The 26,537-nt window shown below is 42.0% G+C and carries 26 protein-coding genes and 1 tRNA gene; 2 read left to right on the forward strand and 25 right to left on the reverse strand.

Going from position 1 to position 26,537, the window contains the following annotated elements; translation table 11 throughout:
• Positions 1 to 164: 164 nt before the first annotated feature.
• A tRNA-Glu gene (locus tag SORDD05_RS05840) sits at positions 165 to 236 on the reverse strand.
• A gap of 57 nt (positions 237 to 293) precedes the next feature.
• Positions 294 to 1,664, reverse strand: coding sequence for a 23S rRNA (uracil(1939)-C(5))-methyltransferase RlmD (gene rlmD, locus SORDD05_RS05845; protein ID WP_001050286.1), 1,371 nt, complete (start codon positions 1,662 to 1,664; stop codon positions 294 to 296).
• Between the two features lie 37 nt (positions 1,665 to 1,701).
• Between rlmD and recX the strand changes: the two genes are divergently transcribed.
• Both recX and SORDD05_RS05855 read left to right on the forward strand, forming a co-directional pair.
• Entirely contained in the window at positions 1,702 to 2,478 is a 777-nt protein-coding gene (gene recX / locus SORDD05_RS05850; RefSeq protein WP_061417865.1) for a recombination regulator RecX, read from the forward strand.
• Between the two features lie 88 nt (positions 2,479 to 2,566).
• Positions 2,567 to 3,100 (forward strand): nucleoside tri-diphosphate phosphatase, encoded by a 534-nt coding sequence (locus SORDD05_RS05855; protein ID WP_000775318.1) that lies wholly within the window; start codon positions 2,567 to 2,569, stop codon positions 3,098 to 3,100.
• 69 nt (positions 3,101 to 3,169) lie between these two features.
• On the opposite strand, the gene SORDD05_RS05860 is transcribed toward SORDD05_RS05855, so the two are convergent.
• From SORDD05_RS05860 to nusA, 23 genes are all read right to left on the reverse strand, one after another.
• A complete protein-coding gene (locus SORDD05_RS05860; RefSeq protein ID WP_061417869.1) occupies positions 3,170 to 3,937 on the reverse strand; it encodes an epoxyqueuosine reductase QueH in 768 nt (255 codons plus the stop codon).
• A 125-nt stretch (positions 3,938 to 4,062) separates the two neighbouring features.
• Positions 4,063 to 5,685 (reverse strand): chaperonin GroEL, encoded by a 1,623-nt coding sequence (groL, locus tag SORDD05_RS05865; protein ID WP_061417872.1) that lies wholly within the window; start codon positions 5,683 to 5,685, stop codon positions 4,063 to 4,065.
• Between the two features lie 15 nt (positions 5,686 to 5,700).
• Positions 5,701 to 5,985, reverse strand: coding sequence for a co-chaperone GroES (gene groES / locus SORDD05_RS05870; RefSeq protein WP_061417876.1), 285 nt, complete (start codon positions 5,983 to 5,985; stop codon positions 5,701 to 5,703).
• Positions 5,986 to 6,280: 295 nt separating this feature from the next.
• On the reverse strand, positions 6,281 to 6,676 hold the full coding sequence (locus tag SORDD05_RS05875) for a single-stranded DNA-binding protein (protein ID WP_061417879.1): 396 nt from the start codon (positions 6,674 to 6,676) through the stop codon (positions 6,281 to 6,283).
• A 77-nt stretch (positions 6,677 to 6,753) separates the two neighbouring features.
• On the reverse strand, positions 6,754 to 7,515 hold the full coding sequence (locus SORDD05_RS05880; protein ID WP_061417882.1) for an SDR family NAD(P)-dependent oxidoreductase: 762 nt from the start codon (positions 7,513 to 7,515) through the stop codon (positions 6,754 to 6,756).
• Positions 7,516 to 7,556: 41 nt separating this feature from the next.
• Positions 7,557 to 8,183 (reverse strand): YtpR family tRNA-binding protein, encoded by a 627-nt coding sequence (gene ytpR / locus SORDD05_RS05885; protein ID WP_061417885.1) that lies wholly within the window; start codon positions 8,181 to 8,183, stop codon positions 7,557 to 7,559.
• 14 nt (positions 8,184 to 8,197) lie between these two features.
• Positions 8,198 to 8,515 (reverse strand): thioredoxin family protein, encoded by a 318-nt coding sequence (locus SORDD05_RS05890; RefSeq protein WP_061417888.1) that lies wholly within the window; start codon positions 8,513 to 8,515, stop codon positions 8,198 to 8,200.
• Positions 8,512 to 8,811, reverse strand: a complete 300-nt coding sequence (locus SORDD05_RS05895; protein ID WP_061417891.1) for a DUF4651 domain-containing protein — start codon at positions 8,809 to 8,811, stop codon at positions 8,512 to 8,514. Before SORDD05_RS05895 ends, SORDD05_RS05890 begins: the two co-directional genes overlap by 4 nt.
• Positions 8,812 to 8,987: 176 nt before the next feature.
• Entirely contained in the window at positions 8,988 to 10,595 is a 1,608-nt protein-coding gene (locus tag SORDD05_RS05900; protein WP_061417894.1) for a CTP synthase, read from the reverse strand.
• A 317-nt stretch (positions 10,596 to 10,912) separates the two neighbouring features.
• The gene (gene rpoE / locus SORDD05_RS05905) at positions 10,913 to 11,503 is read right to left on the reverse strand and encodes a DNA-directed RNA polymerase subunit delta (protein ID WP_000418415.1); all 591 of its coding nucleotides are present in this window, start codon (positions 11,501 to 11,503) and stop codon (positions 10,913 to 10,915) included.
• A gap of 117 nt (positions 11,504 to 11,620) precedes the next feature.
• Positions 11,621 to 12,376: a protein NO VEIN domain-containing protein gene (locus SORDD05_RS05910; RefSeq protein ID WP_081102476.1), complete on the reverse strand. Its 756-nt coding sequence runs from the start codon at positions 12,374 to 12,376 to the stop codon at positions 11,621 to 11,623.
• 70 nt (positions 12,377 to 12,446) lie between these two features.
• Positions 12,447 to 15,098: a valine--tRNA ligase gene (locus tag SORDD05_RS05915; protein ID WP_061417900.1), complete on the reverse strand. Its 2,652-nt coding sequence runs from the start codon at positions 15,096 to 15,098 to the stop codon at positions 12,447 to 12,449.
• Between the two features lie 13 nt (positions 15,099 to 15,111).
• On the reverse strand, positions 15,112 to 18,129 hold the full coding sequence (locus tag SORDD05_RS05920) for a DEAD/DEAH box helicase (protein WP_061417903.1): 3,018 nt from the start codon (positions 18,127 to 18,129) through the stop codon (positions 15,112 to 15,114).
• A 45-nt stretch (positions 18,130 to 18,174) separates the two neighbouring features.
• The gene (locus SORDD05_RS05925) at positions 18,175 to 18,735 is read right to left on the reverse strand and encodes a GNAT family N-acetyltransferase (RefSeq protein WP_061417906.1); all 561 of its coding nucleotides are present in this window, start codon (positions 18,733 to 18,735) and stop codon (positions 18,175 to 18,177) included.
• A gap of 277 nt (positions 18,736 to 19,012) precedes the next feature.
• Positions 19,013 to 19,408: a helix-hairpin-helix domain-containing protein gene (locus SORDD05_RS05930; RefSeq protein ID WP_061417909.1), complete on the reverse strand. Its 396-nt coding sequence runs from the start codon at positions 19,406 to 19,408 to the stop codon at positions 19,013 to 19,015.
• Positions 19,409 to 19,505: 97 nt separating this feature from the next.
• Positions 19,506 to 19,760, reverse strand: coding sequence for a DUF1912 family protein (locus SORDD05_RS05935; RefSeq protein ID WP_000119707.1), 255 nt, complete (start codon positions 19,758 to 19,760; stop codon positions 19,506 to 19,508).
• Positions 19,761 to 19,769: 9 nt separating this feature from the next.
• On the reverse strand, positions 19,770 to 21,104 hold the full coding sequence (locus SORDD05_RS05940) for a DUF438 domain-containing protein (RefSeq protein ID WP_061417912.1): 1,335 nt from the start codon (positions 21,102 to 21,104) through the stop codon (positions 19,770 to 19,772).
• Entirely contained in the window at positions 21,104 to 21,337 is a 234-nt protein-coding gene (locus SORDD05_RS05945) for a DUF1858 domain-containing protein (protein WP_000368739.1), read from the reverse strand. The genes SORDD05_RS05940 and SORDD05_RS05945 overlap by 1 nt, the downstream gene beginning before the upstream one ends.
• Positions 21,338 to 21,433: 96 nt before the next feature.
• On the reverse strand, positions 21,434 to 21,784 hold the full coding sequence (gene rbfA / locus SORDD05_RS05950) for a 30S ribosome-binding factor RbfA (protein ID WP_001273601.1): 351 nt from the start codon (positions 21,782 to 21,784) through the stop codon (positions 21,434 to 21,436).
• Between the two features lie 166 nt (positions 21,785 to 21,950).
• Entirely contained in the window at positions 21,951 to 24,737 is a 2,787-nt protein-coding gene (gene infB / locus SORDD05_RS05955) for a translation initiation factor IF-2 (RefSeq protein ID WP_061417915.1), read from the reverse strand.
• 16 nt (positions 24,738 to 24,753) lie between these two features.
• Positions 24,754 to 25,053, reverse strand: a complete 300-nt coding sequence (locus tag SORDD05_RS05960) for a YlxQ-related RNA-binding protein (RefSeq protein ID WP_001041396.1) — start codon at positions 25,051 to 25,053, stop codon at positions 24,754 to 24,756.
• Entirely contained in the window at positions 25,046 to 25,339 is a 294-nt protein-coding gene (gene rnpM / locus SORDD05_RS05965; protein WP_061417918.1) for an RNase P modulator RnpM, read from the reverse strand. Before rnpM ends, SORDD05_RS05960 begins: the two co-directional genes overlap by 8 nt.
• A 21-nt stretch (positions 25,340 to 25,360) precedes the next feature.
• Positions 25,361 to 26,497 carry a transcription termination factor NusA gene (gene nusA / locus SORDD05_RS05970; RefSeq protein WP_000032277.1) on the reverse strand — a complete coding sequence of 379 codons (1,137 nt, stop codon included), beginning with the start codon at positions 26,495 to 26,497 and terminating at the stop codon, positions 25,361 to 25,363.
• Between the last annotated feature and the right edge of the window lie 40 nt (positions 26,498 to 26,537).

Genomic DNA, 26,537 nt, shown 5'->3' on the forward strand with positions numbered 1-26,537 from the left:
TTAGTTATAGTGCCCTGCACATTGGTTCGTCTTGTTCAGTTTTCAAAGGTCTTTGTCACTCTTTCTCTCTCAAGCGACAACTATGTTAGTATATCACAGCTGTTGACCTATGTCAACACTTTTTTGAAACTTTTTTTACTTTTTTCGTCCCTGCGATACACTCATAGTCCGTACGGGATTCGAACCCGTGTTACCGCCGTGAAAAGGCGGTGTCTTAACCCCTTGACCAACGGACCTTGAGCTTGTCAACTCTTTCTATTATACCTACTTTTTCCTCTTTGTCAAGGACTTTTTCAGTGAATTTGATTTTTTCTTTTCTTGATCAACTTCACAACTGCTTCTGTTCGTGCGGTGTGGGGAAACATATCGACTGACTGGATATACTGGAGATCATAGACTTTCACTAGTTTAACTAAATCTCGCGCCAAGGTAGAAACATTGCAGGATACATAGACCATTTTTTCTGGAACATAAGTCAGAATGGTATCCAACAACTTATCATCTAAGCCCGTACGAGGAGGGTCTACTATCAGTGCATTCGCTCGGTAACCCTCTTGATACCAGCGTGGAATAATCTCTTCAGCTGTCCCCGCTTCGTAATGGGTATTGTCAAACCCCATTCTTTGAGCATTTTGCTTGGCATCTTCAATGGCTTCTGGAATAATATCCATCCCTCTGAGACTCTTGACCTTATTTGCGAAGGCGAATCCAATCGTCCCGACACCGCAATAGGCATCAATCAGATGATCTTCTTTGCTAACATCTAAAGCTTTAACTGCTTCACTATAGAGAATCTCAGTCTGCTCCGGATTGAGCTGATAGAAGGCACGGGGCGAGAGAGAAAACTCATAGTCGAGCACTCCTTCTTGAATACTCTCTTGGCCCCAGATAATTTCCGTCTTTTCACCATAGATTTCACTTGTTTTTGCTGTATTTGTATTGACTGCAACTGTGACGACTTCTGGAAAATCTTTAACTAAGTCTTTTACTAGCTGGGTTAAATTAAGCTGACGATTTGTGACGATGATTATCTGGACTTGTCCCGTCTTCCTTGCTCGACGTACCATGATGGTGCGAACGCCTAGCGTTTTTCTCTCATCGGTGATGGGGATTTGATGGTAAGTAAGAAGTTCAGCTAGGCGATTCGCAATCACTTGGGTTTCCTTATCTTGTACCAAGCAGTCTTTTAACTCTACGAGATAATGAGAGTTTTGTGCATACAAACCTGCCTTGACCTGATTGTTAAATTTCCGAGTTTGAAATTGCAACTTAGCACGGTAGTACTTCGGTTCCTGCATTCCGATAGTTGGACGGATTTCATAGCTTTCATATCCTGCAGGAGCAAATTTTTTCAGAGCTTGGTGGAGCAAGTTCGTTTTGAACTCTAACTGTTTATCATAGTGAAGGTGCATGATCTGGCATCCACCACATTCATTATAAATCGTACAAGCCGGTACGACTCGAAATTTCGACTTCTTATTAACCTTTAGTAATTTTGCTTCAACAAAGTTGCGTTTAATAGAAGTAATCTGACAATAGATATCTTCTCCTTTGAGGGCACCTGGCACAAAAACGAGGGTTTTCTGGTAGAAACCGATTCCCTCACCATTGATACCCATCCGCTTGATTTTTAAAGGTATTTTTTGTTTGACTTTCAGATTCATACCCCTATCTTATCACATTTTACGGTATAATAGAACTATGAAAATCACAAAACTTGAAAAGAAAAAACGCCTCTACTTAATGGAGCTAGATAATCAACAAACCTCTTATATCACGGAAGATACCATTGTCCGTTTTATGTTGTCTAAAGATAAGGTTGTTAGCAAAGAAGAATTAACCGAGATACAGGCCTTTGCCCAGTTTTCTTATGGTAAGAATCTCGCACTCTACCATCTATCATTTAAAGCTCGAACCGAAAAGGAAGTTCGTGAGTATCTGAAAAAGTATGAACTTGATGAAAAAATCACTAGTCAAGTTATCGCTAACCTTAAAGAAGATAACTGGATTAATGATCGTCAGTATGCCTACTCTGTCATCAATGCAAATCAACTTTCTGGAGATAAGGGACCTTATGTGCTAATTCAAAAACTGTCTCAAAAAGGGATTGCCAAATCAACTATTGAAGATGTTTTAATGGATTTTGATTTTTCAGAGGTTGCTCATCGTGTGGCGGAGAAACTACTTAAAAAACATACCGGAAAGCTTCCTGCTCGTGCCTTGCAGGATAAGATTATTCAAAGCTTGACGAACAAAGGCTTCTCCTATTCTGATGCTAAAAATGCCTTTGATGACTTGGACAGTCAAGTCGACCAAGAAACGACTCAAGAACTCATTTTCAAAGAGTTAGACAAACAATATACTAAATACGCTCGCAAATATGAAGGTTACGAACTAAAGCAACGATTGACTCAAGTTTTAGCTAGAAAAGGCTATGATTTTTCGGATATAGCAAGCGCTCTCAGAGATTATCTTTAACATTTTCATGTAAAATTCAAAAAAATTAGATCAATTTATGATATAATAGTAGACGATAAACTTATAAATTGTAGAAAGTTGGTTAGTTATGAAACTTCCAAAAGAAGGCGACTTTATTACAATTCAAAGTTATAAGCATGATGGGAGTCTTCACCGTACTTGGCGGGACACCATGGTACTAAAAACAACAGAGAACGCTATTATCGGCGTCAACGACCACACACTTGTTACCGAAAGTGACGGTCGTCGTTGGGTAACTCGAGAACCGGCTATTGTTTACTTTCACAAAAAATATTGGTTTAATATCATTGCTATGATTCGTGATAATGGGATTTCCTACTATTGCAATATGGCCAGCCCTTACTATCTAGATGAGGAAGCCCTGAAATACATTGATTATGATTTGGATGTCAAGGTTTTCACTGATGGTGAAAAGCGTCTCTTGGACGTTGAAGAGTATGAGCGCCATAAACGCAAAATGAAGTATTCTGATGATTTAGACTATATTTTGAAAGAGCATGTTAAAATCCTTGTTGATTGGATCAACAATGGACGCGGTCCTTTCTCAGAGGCCTATGTCAACATTTGGTACAAACGCTACATAGAACTAAAGAATCGGTAAAGTTGTCAAACTGGGGTGAGAGCCCTGGTTTTTTATTTGAAAAACCCAGCCTGGAAGCTGGGTTAATTGCTATATATCTAATTTAGTGACAGTAAACTTGATATGAGAATAGTCTTTTTCAACATCCTTATCCAACAAGAAAGCCGTGGCATCCTTCTTAATCTGAACAAGATCAATATTCTGGGCTTGAGCTGCATAGACGCATCCACAATAACATTGACGATAGATATCATACTCCTCGCACATCTCCACTGAACGTTTATAGCCTTGATTTTTCTTGAAATCACTTGGAAGATAGTGGGTTGTGTAAATCTTTTGCACATCGATTCCGATGCTGTTGATGGTTTGAGAATTCTTATGGGGACTGATGGTCAAAGCTGAACCAAAGTAGTCAAAGCCCAAGTCCATAGCTACCTGTGCTGTTTTGTCCAAACGGTAGTCAAAACAAACCTTGCAACGGTCACCACCTTCTGGTTCTTCTTCCAGTCCTCTGACTAACTTCCGGTATTCATTTGGTTCATAAGGTGCTTCTAAATACTGAACCGTATTTCCTGTCCTCTCATTGAAATCACTGACAAATTTCTTGGTGACGTAAGCCCGCTTGTGGTATTCTGCCTTGGGATGGATATTGGAATTGGCAAAATAGATAGTCACATCAGCGTGCTTGGTCAGATACTCTAGGGTGTAGGTACTACAAGGAGCACAGCAAACATGCATGAGAATAGTGGGACGTTGCTCATTTTTCTCCCAAACCTGAACCATTTTTTGCATAACACGGTCATAATTAATCTTCTGATTGGGATTCATCTTGCTCAGAATTTCTTCTACATCGATCATGTTCTTCTCCTTTTTCTAGTCTTATTTTATCATATAAGTTAGGAGAGCTCAAATCAATTTTAGAAGAGAGAACCATAAAAGGAGGGATGCATTCCCCTCCTTTTGTGTTTTTTAGTAAGTTACTTTTACATCATGCCACCCATCATGCTTGGATCCATTGCTGGAGCTGGGGCTGCTGGTTCCGGTTTATTGGCTACGACTGCTTCTGTTGTCAAAATCAAGCTGGCTACAGATGCTGCATTTTGAAGGGCTGAACGGCTCACTTTAACTGGGTCGATGATTCCCTCTTCAATCATGTTGACCCACTCGCCAGTTGCTGCGTTGAAGCCTGTACCAACTTCAGCATTTTTCAAACGGTCAATAACAATAGAACCTTCGAATCCCGCATTGTGGGCGATTTGACGAACAGGCTCTTCCAAGGCACGGAGAACAATATTGCGTCCTGTTGCTTCATCTCCTGTCAATTCCAAATCAGCTACGGCTGGAATGACATTGGCAAGAGCAGTTCCACCACCTGCAACGATTCCTTCTTCAACGGCTGCACGAGTAGCGTTGAGGGCATCTTCAATGCGGAGTTTCATTTCTTTCAACTCAGTTTCAGTTGCAGCTCCGACCTTGATGACTGCGACACCACCTGACAATTTTGCCAAGCGTTCTTGCAATTTTTCACGGTCAAATTCAGAAGTTGTAGTTTCGATTTGAGACTTGATAACCGCAACACGGTGAGAAATAGCTTCAGGATTTCCAGCACCTTCTACGATAACAGTGCTATCTTTGTCCACAGTTACTCTCGCTGCTTGACCAAGCGCTTCAATTGTCGCATCTTTCAACTCAAGACCAAGATCTTCTGTGATGACTGTTCCTCCTGTCAAGATGGCGATGTCTTCAAGCATTGCTTTGCGACGGTCACCAAAGCCAGGTGCCTTGACAGCTACTACGTTGAAGGTTCCACGAATCTTGTTCAATACAAGAGTCGGAAGAGCTTCACCATCTACATCATCCGCAATAATCAAGAGTGGACGGTTGCTTTGGAGAATGCTTTCTAGGAGTGGCAAGATTTCTTGAATATTGGAAATCTTCTTATCAGTAATCAAAATGTATGGATTTTCAAGGTCGGCCACCATTTTTTCGCTATCTGTCACCATGTACTGTGAAAGGTAACCACGGTCAAACTGCATTCCTTCCACGACTTCGAGCTCTGTTTCCATACCACGTGACTCTTCGATGGTGATGACTCCATCTTTGCCAACTTTTTCCATAGCTTCAGAAATGTACTCGCCGACTTTCTCAGAACGAGAAGACACGGCAGCAACCTGAGCGATGGCTTCTTTGTTGGCAACAGGGATGGCATTGTTTTTTAAGGCTTCTACTGCAGCGACAACCGCTGCTTCAATCCCACGACGAATGCCGATTGGGTTGGCACCTGCAGTAACGTTTTTGATTCCTTCGCGGACGATTGCTTGGGTCAATACGGTTGCAGTAGTTGTTCCGTCACCTGCGATATCATTTGTTTTTGAAGCTACTTCTGATACCAATTTGGCACCCATATTTTCAAAATGGTCTTCTAGTTCAATTTCTTTAGCAATAGTAACACCGTCATTGGTAATCAATGGTGAGCCAAATGATTTTTCAAGAACGACATTACGACCTTTTGGTCCTAAGGTTACTTTAACAGTATCTGCTAGGATATCAACACCACGGACCATAGCTGAACGAGCATCAGATGAAAATTTAATTTCTTTTGACATACTTATTTTCTCCTTCTATTCTTCAATGATTGCCAAGATATTGGCTTCTCCAACGATGATGTACTTTTCATCGCCATCTTTGACATCAATACCTGCATTAGCTTCAACTAAGACACGGTCTCCAGGCTTAACGCTTGGGGTCACCAAGTCACCATTCAAGGTACGAACACCTTGTCCAGTAGCTACAACTTGAGCTGTTTTTGTTTTTTCTTGGGCTGATCCTGCAAGGACAAAGCCTCCAACAGTTTGTTCTTTTTCTTCGATTTTCAAGACCACACGGTCTCCTAATGGTTTCAACATCTGTTTTCCTCCATGATGAACTACATATTATTAGCACTCTTTGTAACCGAGTGCTAATTCATAGTTCTATTGTATCACTTGGTCAGAAATAGTCAAGAAAAAAGTCTGACTTTCTCAAGATAAAAAGCCTGAGACCAACTCAGACTTTTCAATGTTTCTACTCAATGAAAATCAAAGAGCAAACTAGGAAGCTAGCCGCAGGTTGCTCAAAACAGTGTTTTGAGGTTGTAGATAAGACTGACGAAGTCAGTTACCTATACCAGCTGACGTGGTTTGAAGAGATTTTCGAAGAGTATTAAAATGGCAATTCTTCCTCTTCCAAAACCAAGTCTGCCAAATCCTGTCCTGCATTATTTTCACGCATAGCACGTTGGGCGCGGCTTTCTAAAAGTTGGAATCCTGTGGCAAGAACTTCAGTCACATAGTTCATCTGACCATTTTTCTCAAAGCGACGGGTACGAAGTTCCCCATCTACTGAAATGAGGCTTCCTTTGGTCGCGTAACTTGCCAAGGTTTCAGCCAATTTCCCCCAAAAAACAAGATTGACAAAATCAGCTTCACGTTCCCCGTTTTGGTCTTTGTAACGACGGTTCACAGCGATAGTTGCTCGCGCTACTGACTTGTCGTTGTTGGTTTTGTGCAATTCTGGTGTAGACGTCAAGCGCCCAATAAGAATAACTTTATTATACATATTTTCTTCCTCCTACTTATCTATTCGTAGGGAATCAAAAAAAGTTACAGAAATTTGTAACTTTTCGAAGAAATTTTTTATTTTTTATGCACCATGAAACCTGTCGCCTGTTGATTGGCCATAATAGTCATATCTGTAATCTGCACACGACGAAGCTGACTGGTCACATAGACCACTGTATCTGCAATATCCTGAGCTTGCAGGGCTTCGATTCCCTGATAGACCGTCGCAGCACGCTCTTTGTCACCATGAAAACGAACCGTAGAGAAGTCTGTTTCGACAATCCCTGGCTGAATGGTGGTCACCTTAATATCCGTTGCGATGGTATCAATTCGCAGTCCATCTGAAAAGGTTTTAACTGCTGCCTTGGTGGCTGAATAAACTGCTGCACCCGCATAGGCATAAATTCCTGCGGTCGATCCCATGTTGATAATATGACCCTGATTGGCTTTTACCATTGCTGGCAAGAAACAGCGAGTAACTGCCATCAAACCCTTGACATTGGTATCCAACATGGTCAGCATATCCAATTCTTCATAGTCTTGATAGGGAGCTAAACCAAGAGCTAGTCCAGCGTTATTGACCAAGATATCAATCTGCCCTATCGTTTCCAAAATATCGGAGCAGACAGTCTTTACCATAGCCATATCCGTCACATCCAGTGGAAAGGTCCAAACGGTTTGATTTGGAAAAGTTTCTGCAAACTCTGACTTGAAGGCCTCTAGTCTGTCTGTCCGTCGCCCTGTTAGAACGACATTCTCTCCCTGCTCCAGATAAGCACGCGCAATCGCTTCACCAATTCCAGAGGTCGCTCCTGTAATCACTACATTTTTTGCCATCTTATCCCCCTCTATCTGGTCTATCAAGCACTGACAATTTCCTAGGCAGTCCAGTGTTTAGCTGGGTCAAATGGAGTTCCAACAACTTGGTCTTCTGATAGTTCAATAACCCCACGTTTTTGCGGAGCATTTGGCAAATGCAACTCACGAGGGCTACACATCATGCCAAAACTCTTTTCGCCACGAAGTTCGCCTGGGAAAATGAGATTGCCTTTGGGCATCATCGCTCCAGGAAGAGCCACAATGGTTTTCAACCCAACACGTGCATTAGGTGCCCCTGCAACGATTTGCACTGTCTTGTCACTTGCAACGGCCACTCGACAGATGTTGAGGTGGTCACTATCAGGATGAGCTACCATCTCGACAATTTCACCAACGACAAACTTAGGTTCTTTGTCATTGACAATCTCTTCTGCAAAGCCTTCCGCCCGCAATTCTTGGTTCAAACGTTCTACTTGTTCATCTGTCAAAAAGACTTGACCACGCTCTGCAATTTCAAATAAACTTGAAACTTCGAAAATATTCCAAGCTACTGTTTCTCCATTTTCTTTGATGAAAACACGGGCTACCTTGCCTGTGCGCTCCACGTCCAACTTGGCATCTCCGCTGTTTTTCACGATGATCATAAGGACATCGCCGACATGCTCTTTGTTATATGTAAAAATCATTCTTTCCTTTTCTCCTATTTCAGTCCTGCTAAAAAGTCGTTAATTTGTTCCTTGCTTTTACGGTCGCGATTGACAAAACGGCCGATTTCCTTGTCCTTTTCTAGAACAACAAGACTAGGAATCCCGTACACATCCCAGAGTTTGGATAGATCCAGATACTGGTCTCGGTCCACTCGAATAAAGGTGAACTCTGGATTGGTCTCCTCAATCTCTGGCAAGGATGGATAGATATAACGACAATCTCCACACCAGTCTGCCACAAAAAGAAAGACCTTCTTGCCATCCTGCTCGACAAAACCTGCGAGTTCTTCTATACTACCGGGAGTAATCATAAGACTTCCTCCTCATAGACCAGATCTTCATTTTCATAGACAAAGGTATAGTGACGGCCATCCTCGAAAATGACTCCTCCGACGAGGCGCTCTAGACTACTTTCGTAGACTTGAACATAGAGAGTCGCAATCTCACCCATATCTGAGAAAAGTTCGCGCACGATAGTGGTTAACTCTTCTTGCGTCTTCATGAGTTTGTGGTTATCTGCTGCTTTTTTGGCACCCAAAGCGAGGACACTTAGACCAGCCACAGTCAAGCCAGTCATCCATAATTTCTTAGCTTTCATACCTTTCATTGTAACACAAAAAGGCCTCTAGGACAAATAGGGAAGCCGTATACGAGCAAGGAAAATCACTTCCCTCAGTGAGAAAAGTGAAGTTCTGATTCTTATTGCCAAGCGCCTGAGTTAACAAGAATTTCCTGAATGGATTAAAAAAATCTCTGAGATTGCTCTCAGAGATTGGAAGATAACTAGTTACTATTTTCAACCGCTGCAGTAACAAAGGCAGTGTAGAGTTCTTCTGGACGGTTCGGACGGCTGGAAAGTTCAGGGTGATACTGACAAGCCACAAAGAATTTATTCTCAGGAATCTCAACGATTTCTACCAAACGATTATCAGGTGAAACTCCTGAAAAGACAAAGCCTGCTGCCTCAAACTGTTCACGAAAGGCGTTGTTAAACTCATAACGGTGACGGTGACGGCGTTGCACCACTTCTTGATTATGGTAAGCAGCTGCTGCCTTAGAACCACGTTTCAACTTAGACGGATAGAGGCCCAAGCGAAGGGTTCCACCCATATCTTCAACATCAACCTGGTCACGCATAATATCAATGATAGGGTATTTTGTTTCTGGTGCAAGTTCTGCAGAATTGGCACCTTCAAGACCTAAAACGTTACGAGCAAACTCGATACAAGTCAACTGCATTCCCAAGCAGATACCTAACATTGGAACATCATTCTCACGCGCATAGCGGATGGCTTGGATTTTCCCTTCCGTACCACGTTGGCCAAAACCGCCTGGTACGATGATTCCGTCCGCATCAGACAAGAGTTCTGCCACATTTTCTGCTGTCACATCATTGGCGTTGATCCAATTAATCTTCACTTCTGCGTCGTTGGCATAACCAGAGTGTTTCAAGGCTTCGACCACAGATATGTAAGCATCTTGCAACTCCACATACTTACCAACGAGGGAAATCTTGACTTGTTTCTTCAGGTTCGTGACCTTGTCCACCATGGCTGACCACTCTGTCATATCCGCTGCTGGTGCATCTAGTTTCAAATGGTCACAGACAATTTGGTCCATGCCTTGCGCCTGCAAATTCAATGGAATTTGGTAAAGATGTTCAACATCCAATGATTCGATGACAGCTTCTGGTGCTACGTCACAGAACTGAGCTAGTTTATTTTTAATTCCTTGACCAGCTGGTTTTTCTGTACGAATGATCAACATATTTGGCTGGATTCCCAACCCACGCAATTCTTTTACAGAATGCTGAGTAGGTTTGGTTTTCATTTCACCAGCTGCCTTGAGGTATGGAAGCAGGGTTGTATGAATATACATGACATTATCCGCCCCCACATCTGCCTTCATCTGACGGAGGGCCTCTAGAAATGGTAAGGACTCAATATCCCCAACGGTTCCACCGACCTCTGTGATAATGACATCAGAGTCTGTCGTTAGAGCGGCACGCTTGATTTTTTCTTTCAAAGCATCTGTGATATGAGGAATGACTTGAACAGTTGCTCCAAGGTATTCTCCACGGCGCTCCTTACGAAGAACTTCACTGTAAATTTTACCAGTTGTCACGTTGGAATATTTGTTGAGATTGATATCGATGAAACGTTCATAGTGACCCAAGTCCAAATCTGTCTCAGCTCCGTCATCTGTCACAAAAACTTCCCCGTGCTGGTAAGGACTCATGGTTCCCGGATCGATATTGATATAAGGGTCAAACTTCTGAATAGTTACTTTAAGACCACGATTTTTCAAGAGTCGGCCCAGACTTGCTGCGACAATTCCTTTCCCAATAGACGACACCACACCACCAGTTACAAAAATATATTTCGTAGACATAGATTCCTCTTTCTAAAATGCTCAAGGCCTTGTTAACTACAAGGGGACATCGAAAACAAGACCCTTATGAATAACAACTCTTCAAGAAAACTTCCTGAAAAAACAAAAATAGCTCCCTAGTAACTAGGGAGCCCCGACCTCTAAAAGAGGTGCCCGAACAATATAATACCTTAAAGCAGAACATTTGTCAACCCGAATTGGTAAAACATGAAAATGAGAAGATTACTTTCAGAAAACCAACTAAAGATCCGCATCCCAACGGATGACCTGCTCAAGGAACAAAAAAGGAGATCAGGCGATCTCCTTTGTGAAGTCTTTTACTCTTCTTCACTCGTTTCAGCGTCATCGTCAGAAAACTCATCGTCTTCTTCGTTGAGATCCACGTCTTCACCCAAGTCATCAGGGGCGATTTCATTGATTTCTGCATCGTAAGCTTCCACTTCATTTTTCTCATCATCTGGATTTTCATCATCATATGAAAGAGCTGGATCTGCTTCGTATGCATCTTCGTCTTCTGGATCATCTGCATTGTAGTCAATAGCATCTGAATCACCATCCATAAAGGCATTGACACGTTTTTTCTTAGCTTTTGGTGCTACTTCATCGTCGTCACTTTCTTCAAGAGCGATGATTTCTTCGTCGATTTCGTCCACACCATACCATGAACGAAGCCCCCATTTGTTGTCTCCAAGAGAGATGAAGCTACCGTCAAAGTTCAACTCTGTGTAGAACAAAGGCAAAGCTTCGCGGATATCGCTGTTTGATGTTCCAAGGTAGTTTTGAATTTCGTTTACAAGATCGCTAAAATGCATCTCATGATCGCGACCACGAAGTTCTAAGATAGCACGCGCTACCTCAATCATAGATAGTTCACTTTTTTCTTGCCCAGCAAATACTTCTAATTCCAAAGCGTTTCTCCTCATTTTTACTACTATCGCCAGAGCGAACAGACTCTGACCTCATTTTATCATGTACTCTTTATTGTACGATAATTTTGCGGAATAGTCAAAGGTTAAATGGGAGAACTAATACAAATCTTCTAAGCTGCTATATTCAATAATTTCATTTTTGATAATATTCTTTTTAAACTCAAAATGTTTTAAAGGATTATCGATTAACACTAACTTTGGAATATCATCTAGATTGGTAACCAAGGATAAAATAAAATCTGTTTGGAACTCTTTGGCTTTTTCAAATTCGTTGGCAGTCAAACGAATGCGACCCTTAGGTTTTCGAATCCCTTTTACTTCGGCAAGGTAAGAATGCTCTTGAACATCTACTTGAAAGTCATATCCATCACCATAAAGACGGGCATCGGTCAATAGCCCACCTTGAAATTTCTCTTCTTTATCAAAATGAAGGATAAAATAATTCTCTGCCTCCATCCCCGTTTCCTGTAGACGTTTGAATTTAGTTCGAATAATTGGTTTTTCAACGATGGTTATGCCTGTTTGCTTTCCTTCACTAGCAAGTAACATTTTAACGATTTCAGCATAACTATGAACATCTTCATTTCCAAACAATATATCAATTAAATCTTTACGAAAACGATAAACTTCGGCTTTCTGCCACCAACCTTTTCGATTATTGTCAAAATAAGGATCAAATAAATCCATTCTATTTTTTACAACCCCAGTTGTTTCAGCAATTCCCAGAGAAACCACATAGCGATAAAACTCTGACTTGCTAGAGCATTGAAATTCTTTTATAAAAAGCTTGTCAAACTTGGCAAGACCGTAACCAATTAAATTTAACAATTCATAATGTGGGTGTTTAGATATCACTTTCTCCATCAATAGATATTGATTTCATTATACCAAAAAAACACGGCTCACCACCGTGTTTCTGTGTTTATTTCACCAACTTCTTCATCTCATCAATACGTGCGACGGTCGCGTCGTATTTTGCTTGGTAGTCGGCTTGTTTATCGCGTTCTTTTTGGACGACTTCTGGTTTTGCGTTGGCTACGAAGCGTTCGTTAGAGAGCTTCTTACCAACCATATCCAGTTCTTTTTGCCATTTAGCCAGTTCCTTGTCGAGACGAGCGAGTTCTTCTTCGACATTGAGGAGGTCTGCTAGTGGCAAGTAGATTTCTGCTCCAGTAATGACGCTTGACATGGCGAGTTCAGGTGCAGGGATAGTTGATGCGATTTCCAAGTGTTCTGGATTTGTGAAGCGTTTGATGTAGTTGACATTGCTGTTAAAGAAAGCTTCCAAGTCGCTATCGCTTGTCTTGACAAGGATGGTGATAGGCTTGCTTGGAGCAACGTTTACTTCAGCACGCGCATTCCGAACAGCCCGAATCAAGTCTTTGAGGCTTTCGACACCAGTGTGAGCCGCAAGGTCTTCAAAGGCTGGGTTGACAGTTGGGTATGCTGCTGTAACGATAGAGCCTTCTGAGATTTGTCCAAAGATTTCCTCGGTCACGAATGGCATGATTGGGTGAAGGAGACGAAGGATCTTGTCCAAAGTATAAAGGAGAACAGAACGTGTGATAACTTTCTCTTCTTCGTTATCGCTATAAAGGACTTCCTTGGTCAATTCAACGTACCAGTCCGCAAACTCATCCCAGATGAAGTTATAGAGGATGTGTCCAGCCACACCAAACTCAAACTTGTCAAAGTTGGCAGTTGCTTTTCCGATCGTTTCATTGAGGTTGTGGAGAATCCAGCGGTCTGTGACATTTCCAGCTTCCTTGTTGACAACTTTTTCCACATTGGCAGTTGCTTGTTCAAGGGTTAAACCTTCATTGTTCATGAGGATGTAGCGAGAGATGTTCCAAATCTTGTTAATGAAGTTCCATGAAGCATCCATTTTCTCGTAAGAGAAACGCACGTCTTGCCCTGGTGCAGAACCGTTTGAAAGGAACCAACGAAGGCTATCTGTTCCGTACTTATCAATAACATCCATTGGATCAATCCCGTTACCGAGAGATTTCGACATCTTGCGTCCTTGCTCATCACGAATGAGACCATGAATCAAGGCATTTTTGAATGGCGACTTGCCAGTAAATTCCAAACCTTGGAAAATCATCCGAGACACCCAAAACGGAATAATATCATAACCAGTCACCAAAGTTGATGTTGGATAATAACGTTTAAAGTCTTCTGAGTCGACATCCGGCCAGCCCATGGTAGAGAATGGCCAAAGGGCAGAACTGAACCACGTATCCAAGACGTCTTCGTCCTGAGTCCAACCGTCACCTTCTGGAGCTTCTTCACCGACGTACATTTCACCCTCAGCATTGTACCAAGCAGGGATTTGGTGACCCCACCAGAGCTGGCGAGAGATAACCCAGTCATGGACATTTTCCATCCATTGGAGGAAGGTATCGTTGAAACGAGGTGGGTAGAATTCTACCTTGTCGTCTGTGTCTTGGTTGGCAATGGCATTCTTAGCCAATTGGTCCATCTTGACGAACCATTGAGTAGACAAGCGTGGCTCAACCACTACACCTGTACGCTCTGAGTGACCAACACTGTGAACACGTTTTTCGATTTTAACGAGGGCACCGATTTCTTCCAACCTAGCAACGACTGCCTTACGAGCTTCAAAACGGTCCATGCCAGCAAATTCGAAGGCCAAGTCGTTCATGGTTCCGTCGTCGTTCATGACGTTAACTTGTGGCAAGTTATGGCGTTGACCAACCAAGAAGTCGTTTGGATCGTGGGCAGGTGTGATTTTCACGACACCAGTACCAAACTCAGGGTCAGCGTGTTCGTCAGCAACGATTGGAATTAGTTTATTAGCGATTGGAAGGATGACATTTTTACCAATCAAGTCCTTGTAGCGCGGGTCTTCTGGATTGACCGCAACCGCAACGTCCCCAAACATGGTCTCAGGACGAGTTGTCGCAACTTCAAGGGCGCGTGAACCGTCTTCTAGCATGTAGTTCATGTGGTAGAAGGCACCTTCGACATCCTTGTGAATCACCTCGATATCAGAAAGAGCTGTGCGAGCTGCTGGGTCCCAGTTGATGATAAACTCACCGCGGTAGATCCAGCCTTTCTTGTAAAGGTCGACAAAGACCTTGCGGACGGCTTTTGACAGACCTTCATCAAGAGTGAAACGCTCACGAGAGTAATCTACAGAGAGGCCCATCTTGCCCCATTGTTCCTTGATAGTAGTGGCATACTCGTCTTTCCATTCCCAGACTTTCTCTAGGAATTTCTCACGACCGAGGTCATAGCGGGAAATACCCTCACCACGCAAGCGCTCCTCAACCTTAGCTTGAGTTGCAATTCCAGCGTGGTCCATACCTGGAAGCCAAAGCGTATCAAAGCCTTGCATGCGTTTTTGACGGATGATGATATCTTGGAGAGTCGTGTCCCAAGCGTGACCAAGGTGAAGTTTACCAGTTACGTTTGGTGGTGGAATGACGATAGAATAAGGCTTAGCCTTTTTATCGCCAGAAGGCTTGAAAACATCCGCATCAAGCCATTTTTGGTAACGACCAGCCTCAACCTCGGCTGGATTGTATTTAGGTGAAAGTTCTTTAGACATGTGTGTGTCCTTTCTAGTTAATTTCTAAGCTACTTTGATAAGCATCTAAAATATCAATAGTATCTCTTATAATAGGGCTCTGTGTGGCTTTGTAAAGAGATTTATTCCCAATAATATAAAACTCTTCTTTAGCTCTAGTCGCTGCAACGTTTAAAATATTGGGTTCAGAGACAGCCCAACGAGCAGCCCCCTCACTCATATTATCTGCTCCAAGCACAAAATATACAATCTTATTTTCTTTTCCTTGGAAAGTATGTACCGTCCCTACATTTATAGGTTTTCCATTTTCCCGCTTTGTGAAACCGATTTTATCTAGTTCTTTTGCTAGTTGAACCGATACATTTTTAAAAGGAGTAATGACATAGATATCATCAAATTCCTCATGTCTTTTCTGCAACTCTTCTTTCAAATAATCAGCTTGCTCAGGAACAAATTTATCCTTAGCACCTCCACCAACGTCAAACCATTCTCCCAGACCTCGAGCTTCTTCCTTTCCTTGAACCATTAAATTATCATAAGAAATTTTATTGGAAATACTGAACATCGGATCACTAGAACGACGATGAACCCAGAGAGGAAGTCCTATCCATGTCCCATCTTGTTTTTTAAAACCATATCTACTAGCAGAATCCATCAATTCTTGCGTTGATGATACAAGATATTTAAAGGCTATCTTGTGGTGCTGTGCTAAAAATCCTAAAATATTTTTATCCATAGTCTGTACTGGTTGTATTTGAGAAGGATCTCCAACAGCCATAATACGTTTACTTCTAAAAATAGCCCCCACACTTGCTTGAGGTAATGCCTGACCAGCTTCATCAATAAATACATTACCGATACTATTTTCAGGCAAACACCGAAACATGGAATTAAAGCTTGCAAAAGTTGTACTAATAACTGGAACAGTGAAATTGACCCAATCCCACGCAGCTTTATATAAATCACTAGCATTATCTCTCATTGAATAGTTTTGAGGCTTCTCCCAAATCCATAATGCTTTTTCAAAATGCTTTTTATTGTCATATATAAATTGCTTCCTAACTGCCAGTGCTTTAATAAACAAACGACTCTGCTCTTCTCGATAGTCATCATCAAACCAAAAATTTGATACTTGTAGTTCTTCATATGGAACAGAAAAATTCAACTTTTTAACAGGGTATGTAGCAAGTTCCGATTGTAATTTCAAAATTTTTTCCTGATGACGAATTAATTTATCTTCTTGTTTAGATTTCCATTCATTATATCTCTGTTGCCTTTGACTCAATTGATTTAATTCAAGTTCATGCATTTTTATCTCTTTTTGCAAACCGTGGCAATATTGACTTTCATCATGTACTTTCTTCAGTTCTGCTTTTAGACTTTCATTCGCTTGATTCAATCTCGTAAAATAAGTATCTAATTTCGATGGTGTGAAAAGTCTTTTTAACCATAAGAAACGTGGAGCTTGTAATTTTATCAACTCAACATCTTGTGCTGCTATCTGTTTGTTAACATTTAACATAGAAATAAGACGCTCATGCTCAAACAGCTCAGATTCTATTTCCTTTTTACTATTTTCTAATTGAATATGTTTATCCCGTATTTTAGATAGTTCTGAACGTCTTTGGGCATCATCCTGATGAAACTCTATCTCAACCTGCTGGTAAGCATTTTTCAATTTTACATGCAATCGAATCTTATCTGCTATATCTTGCATCTTTTCTCTTTTATCAAATAGCTTCTGATATTGAATTTTAAACTCTTCGTATACTGATGGATTCGATTGAAATTTATCCGAATTCAACTCTTGTCGTATTGCTTTTAAAACATTTTGCAGACGGTCTCTATTCTGTTTTTTTCCACCTTCTATCGAAAACAATCCCCAATATTTTTTGTCGTTAGAAACATCTTCATCTTCTAACAATAAATCATTACTGATTTCAGCAAAATAATCAATTTTCTTTAATTCATCTAACCAATTTAATTTCTGATAAATTTCTTTTCTTTGGGGTAATTCATTAACAATATTTTTAACAGCACCATTATTAGAACTTGCAACTACGATTCCCTTTTCTGCAATTTCTTTTGGTAATTTTGCAATAAGATCAGATTTGTCATGACAAACTAGATTCCCTTTAAGCTTAGGAGCCGATAATTCACTAATAATTCTCGCCTGTTCCGTTACCAGATCTGCAAAAATATCTTTTAAAAGTGTCGTTTTACCAGTTCCCGGAGGACCATTGACACTTCTCACATCTTCATCCGCATTCGAAGCTAAATTTACAGCTACTTGTTGCATCATGGACAGAGCATATTTAGGGTTACTAGGAAATCTTCCTAATGGATAATTTTTCGGTTCAAGTATAGTTTCTAAATCTTTGGGATTAAAATAGGATGATTCTTTATTGCCGTCCAGATTGACCCTTACAGAATCGGATCCTGATAAATAACGATTGAGATTTTCATTATAAATTGATTTTGCATATTTCAAATCCTTTAGAAAAAATGAATGTAAATTTATTTCGTCATCGAAATTCTTAACAAAATAATATCTGCAATCACTTGGTGAAATCTCATACTTTTTGAGAAGTTTACTAAAAACTTCATTGAACTCTCCATCAAGAAACGTCTGACCTAACTGTTCTCGAAGCTCATTTTCTGCTATTAAAAAATCTTTAGGCAATTCCCTATTTTTGAAAATTTGCCCACTCATGGTTAAAAAAAACTTATCAGCCAAGAACTTCAAATCTTTATCAAAGTATAGAGCAAAAGTAAATTTATAAGAAGCTCTTCCCAATTCTTCCTCCGTCGCTTTTAAATTGTATTTGCCTCTTAACACTTCAATAATTTTTCGAAAAGGGAAAATTCCACAATAAACAGCAATCCCTGAACTGGATTTTAATTTTTGACGTTTAAAAAAATCTTTTAATATTGATTGATAATCATCACCTTGAAAAATCTTATACTTAGAATCACTTTTTTCAATATTCCCTTCTGATAATTGTTCTACTGTAATCCAGGCATCTAATATTTGATTATGACTACTTCTCATCATGTCTCCCTTAAAGCATATAAAAACAAGAATATATCTTACTCATTAAAAACTCTCCCACTCACTCTTCAGCAAGCCATATATCAGACTGTCACAGCGATTTCCTTGGGCATCTTTGCGGTCCCTTATGCGAGCTTCTAGAGTGAAGCCAAGCTTCTCTGCGACTCGTTGACTTTGGACATTGTAGCCAAAACAAGACAATTCAATTTTATGAAGATTCAATTCTTTAAAAGCTAAATCAATCAAGGTACGTGCTGCTTCTGGGACATATCCTCGTCCCCAATAGTCTGGGTGCAAGGTATAGCCAATCTCCAGAACATCGTCTTCGTAGCGACAGGGGAAATCGACAGAACCAATGATTGTATCGGTTCCTTTAACGATAATTCCGTAGCCTGCTGGGAGATTATCCTTTTGATTACGCTCGGGAAGGATATGTTCTAGGTAATAAATCTCATCTTCCAAGGTCTTGACAGGTAGAAAACCTGCTGGGTAAGAGACTTCTGGACAACTGGCATAGTCAAAGATATCCTCAGCATCCGCCACTGTACGGACTCGCAAGACAAGTCGCTCGGTTTCTATTCGTTCTGGCAACTCTGCTCTGGTCATTTTCCTGCCTCGCTTTCTACAAAAAATCGCCCCTGCCATCTACATGACAGGGACGAATGTGCTTATCCGCGGTACCACCCAACTTCGGGCAGTTGCCCGCAACTCTTGTCTTTAAAACAAAAAGACTTTTTATTTCATTTTTCATCCATCAGCAACCAGTTTTGACACATTTGTGGACTTCTCAGCACCGCCACTTTCTGTAAAATGTGGAATCCAAAACACCTCTAATGGCTCTATTGTAGCAATTTTTTCTCGGAAAAGCAAGGCTCAAGAAAGATTACTTGAAACTGATTCCGTGTTCTTTTAATTTCTTGATGGTAGCAGGGCCAATTCCTTTCAAGGCAAGGAGTTCTTTTTCAGTCCAGTTTTTAAAGTCAGCAGCCGACTTGATGCCTTCATCATAGAAAGTCTTAGCACGATCTACCGAGAGGCCTCCCAAAGTAGCTGCGAAATCTTCTACTGAATTGGCTACTTTTTGAGCTTGTTCTTTAGTTACTTCTACTGCTTGTTCCACTTTTTTAGAGACAACTTTTCCTGCTTCGCTAGCAGATTTTTCTGCGTGTTTCACGACTTTCTTGGTCTCTTCTACAACCTTAGTCACCGTACTTGAAAAGGCACCTGAGCGACGAAGGCTATTTCGCAATTGTTTTTTACGTTGGAGTTTCTTTGACATGATAAAATCCTTTCAATAAAAAATCCCTGATCTGACAAGGATTTAATAAAGATATTCTATCAAGATTTCGATAAAAAATCAAGAAAGTATCACTATTTTAATAATTTCGCTCGCCAAACAATCCTTCTGGCAAATCATGAAATCCCTTGCCTGCCTTGAAGTTTTCAAACTTACCCAGCAAGAACTGGTAGGCATCCAAGCGGCTTTCGTAGCGAATCATGGCATCTTTGGCACGCTCGTCTTGATCTTCCTCGTAGACCTTTTGACTTTCCTTGTGCGCCATGTCGTTGATCATAATCTGGGTATTGACCCAAGCTTCAAATTCCTTCATAAATTCCTGTTCGTAACTCATTGATTCTCCTTATTCTAATCCACGGAAATAGTCCGTATCAATCTCACGGTAGGGCTGAATATCCTGAACATACTCCAACACTCCTTGGAATTCTCCGTTTTCATCGTGTACGGCGGCATAGGTGATGTGGACAAACTTGCCTCGCGACTCTGACTTGAACCACATTTCATACTTGTCCTTTTTACCTTCACGAAGACCTTTCATAACGGCCTTCACCTTTTCTAGGTACTTGGGCGGATGACAGAGTTCTACATTACGCCCGACTTGAGATGGTGTCCGTTTGAAAATCATCTCATCAGCTGGCGCATTGTCATTGTAATACTGGAAAATATCGTCTTTATTGACAAAGGTAATCTCCATGGGGAGGTGATTGAGGATGAGGTTGGCCTGCTCAACTGAGAGATAGCCATTCCCAAAAGCCTGTTGACTATGGCGGTCCAGCACTGCTTCCTTTTCCTTAGGGGTAAAGGTAATGGTGAACTGTCCTTCTGGTGTATCGATAACTTGCTGCACTTGACCTTCAGCCGTGTCTAGTTGCACGGGCTCCTCTGCACTCTTTTCCTCAACAAAGCTCTGGCGTTCTGGAACCCATTTCTCAGACGGACGGATGATGGCATAGCCATAGGCGTCACTCTCCTCCGCAATCTGAAGCCAGTCATCCTGAGTAAAGGACTCAAGGAGAATCATGAGAAGGATGGACTCTTCCTTGAAAATCATACTTTCAAACTCTGTCGCAAAAGCTTCAAAGTCTTCTTTTACACTACTAATCGACACTTCTGGAAGTGACTTGGCTGTCGTTAGAGCTGTTTGAAAGAGTTCCCTAATCTGGTCATCCACTCCCCACATAACTTTTGGAGGTGAATCGTGACCATAGCGCTCCATGATGGGAAAGAAGAGCTCTTCCTTGCGCTGGTAGTGGATATCAAATTGCCCCAAAAGCCCCATTTGACGGACCAAACCCTTGCGCATCTCCGCCAGCATTTCCTCGTCTTCCATAGACTCATAGGTATCTAACAATCTCCGAATGCGAATCAAGGCAGCACGGAGGGCCAGATTTTCATCCTTGAAGACGCGAACTGGGTGACCAGGGTGTTCGGTATCCTCTACTTCGACACCCTTTACAGCGTTTTTAAAAAGATTAGCATGGACATCACAAAGCTCCATGACATCTTCAAAGGTGACTCCTGAATCTGAGTTCATCAATTCGTGCTCCATGAGAGAAATCTCAATTGCCGAGACACCTGTAAAGGTCGCATCAAAACGTTCCTGAACTGACTCAGGAGAGGCGCCATTGTGCAATTCTAACAAAATATCCCGTAGGATATGAATCCGTTCATCTGCCATTAGTCTAATCCAATCACTTCGTAGCCATTCGCTTCCAGTGTGCGGACAATCTTGTCCATAGGAGTTCCTTCGAGCTTAGAACCTTGTTTGAGCGATACTTTGCGACCGACTGTGTTGCGCATCAAGGGATTAGCAAGTGGTTTAAAACCCAGCTCCACTAGGATTTCCAAGACTTCTGGATGCTTGTCCACCACTTCTGCAACGGGAATTGACACATCGATGATATTATCCATGACGACCTCCATGTATGTTCTAAAATGATTTTCCTGCTTATATTATACCATAAGCCTGACTAGCAAACACTAAAAAAGAGGGGCAACCCCTCTTTCTTAATTTTTATCCAGATTGCGTAGCATCTCGTCAATCTTGTTTCCATATTCAATGGATTCATCTTTGACGAAGGTTAAATCTGGGATTTTGTACAATTTCAAATTGCGACCAAGTTCACGTTTGATGGTACCAGTTGCTTTTTCAAGCCCGATTTGTGCTTTTTGGTTATCCGAAGCAAGGTTACTCAAAATGGTATAGTAAACCTTGGCAACAGACAAGTCACCTAGCATCTGAACATCTGTAATGGTCACACCTTGGACACGCGGATCACGGACTTTCTTTTGCAAAATCTCATTGACTTCACGCTTGATTTCCATGCCCACACGATCCGTACGGAAATGATTTGCCATGATATTCCTTTCTCTACTTTGAACCAAAAGCTAGGCCAGCAGACCTAGCTATTTCTGTTAGATAGAGGAACTAGAGCCATTTGAATCTAGGAAACAAGCCTTAGATAGAACTAAGGGTTCATCAAGGCGCTGTTGACGACGAGTCAAATCGGCTATCGTTTCTCTATTATCTCTTGATTTCTTCCATGACATAAGCCTCAATCACATCATCAGTCTTGATGTCATTGTAGCCATCGATCATCAATCCACCTTCACGACCGTTTGTAACTTCTTTGACGTCGTCTTTGTAGTGTTTCAAGCTTGCGAGTTCGCCGTCATAGATAACGACACCGTCACGGATGACACGAACTTTAGAATCACGGGTAACCTTACCACTCATAACCATAAATCCACCGATGGTTCCTACTTTAGATACCTTGAAGGTTTCACGGATAACTGCTTCACCGATAACTTTTTCTTCAAATTCTGGATCAAGCATCCCTTTCATGGCTTCTTCCATCTCTTCGATAACCTTGTAGATAATGCTGTGGAGACGGATTTCTACATCGTCAGCTTCCGCTTGTTGACGCGCTTGTGGTGTAGGGCGTACGTTGAAACCAACGATAAAGGCATTTGAAGCTTCCGCAAGGGTCACGTCAGATTCATTGATAGCACCGACTGCCGAGTGGACAATAGTAACTTTGACACCTTCTACATCGATCTTTTGAAGTGAGGCAGAAAGGGCTTCGACAGAACCTTGTACGTCGGCCTTGATGATAACGTTAACCGACTTAAGTTCACCAGCTTTAAGCGTATCAAAGAGGTTTTCAAGGCTGACACGTTGGGTAGCTTGGCGTTGTTTCATGAGGGCACGTTTCGCACGCTCTTCACCTGCTGCACGCGCAGATTTTTCATCCTCGTAAACGGCAAAATGGTCACCCGCCATTGGCGCTTCGTTTAGACCTGTGATAGAAACCGGCGTTGATGGGCCTGCAACCTTAACACGACGACCAAGGTCATTGGTCATGGCACGGACACGACCGAAGGTATTTCCGACAACGATTGGGTCTTGGACATTCAAGGTACCTTGTTGAACAAGAAGGGTTGCAACTGCACCTTTTCCTTTATCCAAGCGCGCTTCGATAACCGTACCAATCGCACGAACTGTTGGGTCTGCCTTGAGTTCTTGGATTTCAGCTACAAGAAGGACTGTTTCCAAGAGTTCATCGATATTTTGGTTGAATTTGGCTGAGATTTCGACAAACTCAGAATCTCCACCCCAAGCTGTTGACATAACCCCATGCTCTGCCAATTCACCGATAACACGTTCTGGGTTGGCACCTGGTTTATCAATCTTGTTGATAGCTACGATAATTGGAACGTTGGCCGCTTTTGAGTGGTTGATGGCTTCGATAGTCTGAGGCATAACCCCGTCATCTGCCGCAACGACCAAGATGGTAATATCGGTAACAGAAGCACCACGCGCACGCATAGAGGTAAAGGCTGCGTGCCCTGGTGTATCAAGGAAGGTAATCTTCTTGCCATTTTCCACGATTTGGTAGGCACCAATATGCTGAGTGATACCACCTGCTTCACCTGTCGCAACACGAGAGTTACGAAGGGTATCCAAGAGGGTTGTTTTACCATGGTCAACGTGTCCCATGATGGTTACAACTGGTGGACGCTCAACCAATTCATCTTCATTGAGATAGCCATCTTCGACGAAGAAACGTTCGATGTCGGCATTATCCACTTCAACCTTTTGTTTGGCTTCGATGCCGTAATCCACCATGAGGAGTTCGATGGTTTCTCCATCCAAGGATTGGTTTTGTGTGGCCATCACACCCATCATAAAGAGTTTCTTAACGATTTCTGCTGGTTCACGTTTGATACGTTTTGCGATTTCCGCAACAGTCATACCATCTGTATACTCAAATTCCGTTGGCAATTCGTGGAACTTACGCTCTGTAACAGGTTTTGGAGTCTGGTTACGGTTGTTTTGCTTGTTCCCTTTTTTATTCTTTTTGTTGTTATTCCAGTTACTATTTCTTTGATTTCTCACTTGATTCTGACTACTTCGATTCTTTTGTTGTTTTCTAGGACCATCTTCTTCGTGATCATAATCGTCACGTTCTTTGTCTGGTCGAGCTTGTTTTTTACGACGTGTATCCACTGGCGCTTCTTTCGCTACTGGAGCTACTGTTACGGCTGGCTGCGTTTGTTCAGCTAGCTTAGCAGCTTCCTCAAAGATTTCCTCAGGCTCCTTGCGTTTGTTAGCTTGAGCCAAGGCTTCTTTGGCAGCTTGCGATTGTTTGAAGCGCTCCTCGCTTGAGCGTGCGTACTCTGCATTTTGCTCTGCTTTTAGGGCTGCCGCACGGGCTTTAAAGTCAACACGTGGTCCAGCTTGTTTTGGCTGGAAGTCTTGTTGCTGACGGCGATCATTGCCACGATTTCCTTGACCTTGTGGTTTTTTCCCTTGGTCGTTAAATCGGCGATTATCGCGGTTTCCTTGACCAGGTTTGCCACCATTACGGCCGTCATTTTTCTGACGGTTGCCGTTTTGTTGTTGGTCACGGTTATTGCCCTTGTTTTGTTTGCGTCTCTCTGCCTGCTCTTTGGCACGTGCCTCACGCTCCGCCTTGAAGTTTCGACTTTGTGGTCTTGCTGCCACTACTGTTTCTTCCTTAGGAGCTGCAGGTATAGCTGATTTGCTTTCTTTCTTAGCAGCTACTGGTTTAGCTGATACAGGCTTTTCTGCTTTCTTTTCTACACTTACTTTTGGTGCTGCAGGTTTTGCTTCTGCCTTAGGAGCAGGTGCAGGTTTAAAGCTAGCTGCGATTTGTTCAGCAGCAGCAGCTTCCACGCTCGATGAGTGGCTTTTCACATCCAAGCCCAACTCTTTTGCACGCGCTACAACTTCTTTACTTTCTTTTCCAAGTTCTTTTGCGATTTCGTACAATCTTTTCTTAGACAAATCATGTCCTCCTCTTCTATTCCATAAGAGACCTCATTTTCTTTGTAAATCCAGCATCTGTCACAGCCAAAACCTTTCGCGATTTTCCAACTGCTATGCTTAATTCCAGTGTTGAAAACACGGTTATAACTTCTACTTGATAATAGTCACTTTTATCTTGAATCTTCTTGGTCAGATTGGGACCAGCATCATGAGCCAGAAAGACTAGCTTGGCTTTCTGGTCTTGAATGGCCTTGACCACCAATTCCTCACCCGATATGATCCGACCTGCTCGTTGAGCAAGTCCCAAGAGATTGCTTATCTTTTGCTTATTCAAGTCCTAACTCTCTTCTTTTCACTTTGTGATCCACATAAGCGATCAACTCGTCATAAAAGCTTTCTTCCACTTCCATGTTAAAGCTGCGGTTAAAGACTTTCTTCTTTTTTGCCTCTAGGGCTTCTGCATTGTCTAGCTTGATATAAGCGCCACGACCATTGGCCTTGCCTGTTGGATCGATAAAGACCTGTCCTTCCTTGTTCTTGACAATACGGAGCAAATCACGCTTATCAATCACTTGGTTGGATACAACAGACTTGCGCAAAGGGATTTTTCTTGTTTTCATCTTTCCCTCCTCTAGCAGCTTTTATTCTTCGATCAATTCGTCCGCAGCTGCGTAATCCACTTGACCAGCTTCTTCCATAGCTTCAAACTCACTTGCAGACTTGATATCGATACGGTAACCCGTCAAGTGAGCTGCCAAGCGAACGTTTTGTCCACGACGACCGATGGCAAGAGAAAGCTTGTTATCAGGTACAACGACCAAGGCACGTTTGCTGTCATTTTCATCAAAGATAACTTGGTCAACCTCTGCAGGTGCGATGGCATTGTAGATAAATTCAGCTGGATCCGCTACCCACTCAATAACGTCAATGTTTTCTTCTACAGGAATCATGCGGTCGCTCTTGGCATCGTAACGAGCTGGGTGGAATTTGCTGGTGATCTTCTTGATGTTAGCACCACCACGTCCAACGATTGTCCCGATAGCGTCCACGTTTGGATTGTGACTACGAACTGCAACCTTGGTACGGTCACCCGCTTCACGAGCCACACTCATGATTTCAACAGTTCCATCATAAACTTCTGGAATTTCTTGCTCCATCAAGCGTTTGATCATTTCTGGATGGCTACGGCTAACAAAGACGTTGACACCACGAGGGTTGTCTTCAACCTTGTAAACATAAACTTCGATACGATCATGGGAAGCAAAAACTTCTCCAGGGATTTGGTCTTGTTTTGACAATTGGGCTTCGATGCTGCCAAGGTTGACATAGATGAAACGGTTGTCAAAACGTTCTACTGTACCAGACATGATTTCTTGTTCATGTTCCTTGTAAGTATTGTAGGTGATAGCACGTGTTTGCTTGCGCATTTTTTCCATAATGGTTTGTTTAGCAGATTGGGCTGCTACACGACCAAACTCAGCTGGTGCTTCTTCAAACTTGATTTTGTCACCAAGCTCATAGGCTGAATTAATAGCAAGGGCATCTTTCAAGCTGATTTCCAAACGGCTATCAAATACTTCATCAACAACTTCACGGACAGTATAGACAGTAAAGTCACCTGTTTTTTCGTTGAAGTCAATGGCTACGCTATCAGATTGACCATAGCGTCTGCGATAAGCGGAACGAAGCGACTCTACTACTGCGTCGATGATGTCTTCTTTTTTGATTCCCTTGTCTTCTTCCAAAATGCGGAAGGCCTCTAGCATTTCTTTACTCATGTTTTCTTCACTTTTGAATCCTCAAAAGCTATCCTTTCTT

The organism is Streptococcus oralis, from assembly GCF_001578705.1.
In the GTDB taxonomy this organism is placed as follows: Bacteria; Bacillota; Bacilli; order Lactobacillales; family Streptococcaceae; genus Streptococcus; species Streptococcus oralis_J.